The sequence below is a fragment of the Actinomadura sp. NPDC048955 genome (assembly GCF_040649435.1).
GTDB lineage: Bacteria > Actinomycetota > Actinomycetes > Streptosporangiales > Streptosporangiaceae > Spirillospora > Spirillospora luteofluorescens.
The window spans coordinates 1-1,575 of record NZ_JBEZJI010000191.1 but is presented as its reverse complement, the minus strand read 5'-3'; the positions used below and the strand labels follow the sequence as shown (position 1 = coordinate 1,575).

At 30.7% G+C, this 1,575-nt stretch carries 3 protein-coding genes; 1 reads left to right on the top strand and 2 read right to left on the bottom strand.

Translation table 11 applies throughout. The features are described from left to right. Positions 1 to 169: 169 nt before the first annotated feature. Complete coding sequence (locus tag AB0C84_RS46135) at positions 170 to 589, bottom strand: hypothetical protein (protein ID WP_361079260.1); 420 nt, start codon at positions 587 to 589, stop codon at positions 170 to 172. Between the two features lie 500 nt (positions 590 to 1,089). Here AB0C84_RS46135 and AB0C84_RS46130 point away from each other — a divergent pair, with 500 nt between their 5' ends. After that, on the top strand, positions 1,090 to 1,269 hold the full coding sequence (locus tag AB0C84_RS46130) for a CsbD family protein (RefSeq protein WP_002498892.1): 180 nt from the start codon (positions 1,090 to 1,092) through the stop codon (positions 1,267 to 1,269). 32 nt (positions 1,270 to 1,301) lie between these two features. On the opposite strand, the gene AB0C84_RS46125 is transcribed toward AB0C84_RS46130, so the two are convergent. Beyond that, positions 1,302 to 1,575, bottom strand: a 274-nt coding sequence (locus AB0C84_RS46125) for a YolD-like family protein (protein ID WP_361079257.1), incomplete at its 5' end; no start/stop codon positions are given.

The following is a 1,575-nucleotide window of genomic DNA, read 5'->3' as shown; positions in this document are numbered from 1 at the left end:
GTTCACCGGCCTGTCGCCGTTCTACCAACTGATCATGCAGGGCGCGGTGCTGATCGTGGCGATGGCCGTCAAGACGCTGGCGACCAGGGAGAGGATACTTTTTAAATAGAAATTTTAAATTTAAATTACTCTTGCCATTCATCTGTTAGTTCATTCAATCTATCGTCAATTAATCATTGTTCCATTCTTCATATAATTCCTCGTAATCTTTATCGACAAAAACTAAATCATCAAAATTCAGATGAGATGTTACTTTAGTAACTTCATTTAAATCTTCAAATTTTTCAATTGTTATATTACTAAAAGTCCCAATTTTATCTGTATGATTTATTTTGTATTTAAAACTTACTTCTTGAATCATTTGTAATTGTTCAAGGTCTAGAATCACTTCAACTTCAATTTTTTCTTCATCACCTAACGTGGTGTAAGCTAATGGTGTTCTTAAATCCTTATCAAAGACTTCGTCATTTATTTCAAAACTTTCTTCAAATTCTCTTATTCTATAATCTTTTATATTTTCACAAATTAGTAAATAATTCAGGATAAACTCTGTTGTCTTGTTTACTTTTTCCATTAAAAATATCTCCACTTTTTTTATTATTTAATTTATTTTTGCTGTGTTGCAAAGCCACTGCAACAAGTTGTTATGATTGATTACAAGGATAAAAGCTATAAATTTTTCGACTGGCTTTCAAGCCACTAAGGAAAAATTTTTGCGCCTTGTAATCATGAATAGACTTGTTAAAAGCATCATCTTTGATGATGCGTGTGAGCGTGCCAACACAAAAAAATAAATAATAAAAATTCATAATAAAAAGGAAAGTGATACCTCACTTTCCATCATTTTCGTTCGTATTTTCCTATAGAAAATACACAAGGTGCTAATGCAGATTCATTAGCACCTTGCCGTTAAAGTAGTAATTAAACTTCTTTACTTGAATTAAATTATTATATGTATTAGGTTGAGAAAGTAGTCAATGTTTTCTCATTAGCATTAGACTTCTTATATTACTTCCTTTCAAAACTATATTAAAATAATGTTTCAGTAGTGCTTGTTATACACTACATTACCCTTAAGGAGGCTTAAACATGGCTGAAAATAAATTGGAACAAGTCAAAGGCAATATTAAAGAAACTGTTGGCGATGCTGCTAACAATGACAACTTAGAACAAGAAGGTAAAAAAGATAAAGCATCAGGTAAAGCCAAAGAAGTCGTTGATAACGTTAAAGACAAAGCATCTGATGTTGTTGACAAGTTTAAAAAGTAAAATCTTAAGCCACTCATATAGAGTGGCTTTTCTTATTCAATATCTTTTATATTTTTCATGGGTATTTCCATGGTTTCGTTCCCATCTTCGTTACTAATAATAATAACTTTATTGAGTGTATCTACCGTTTTAATGTAAGCCTCATGCTGGTAATAATAACCTTGCTTCCAATAAGTCACAATGGCTTTTTCTTTAAAGAATTTTTTCCAGTTTACTTTTTCATTTAGAACATTGAGTTGATCATCTAAAAGCGAAGGACGTTCTTCTTTATTTTGATCTTCCATATATTGTTCTATTTGTTGATAT

Bases quoted from the DNA above. Each gene is read 5' to 3' on its own strand.
- AB0C84_RS46130 (WP_002498892.1), top strand. From the start codon at position 1,090: ATGGCTGAAAATAAATTGGAACAAGTCAAAGGCAATATTAAAGAAACT.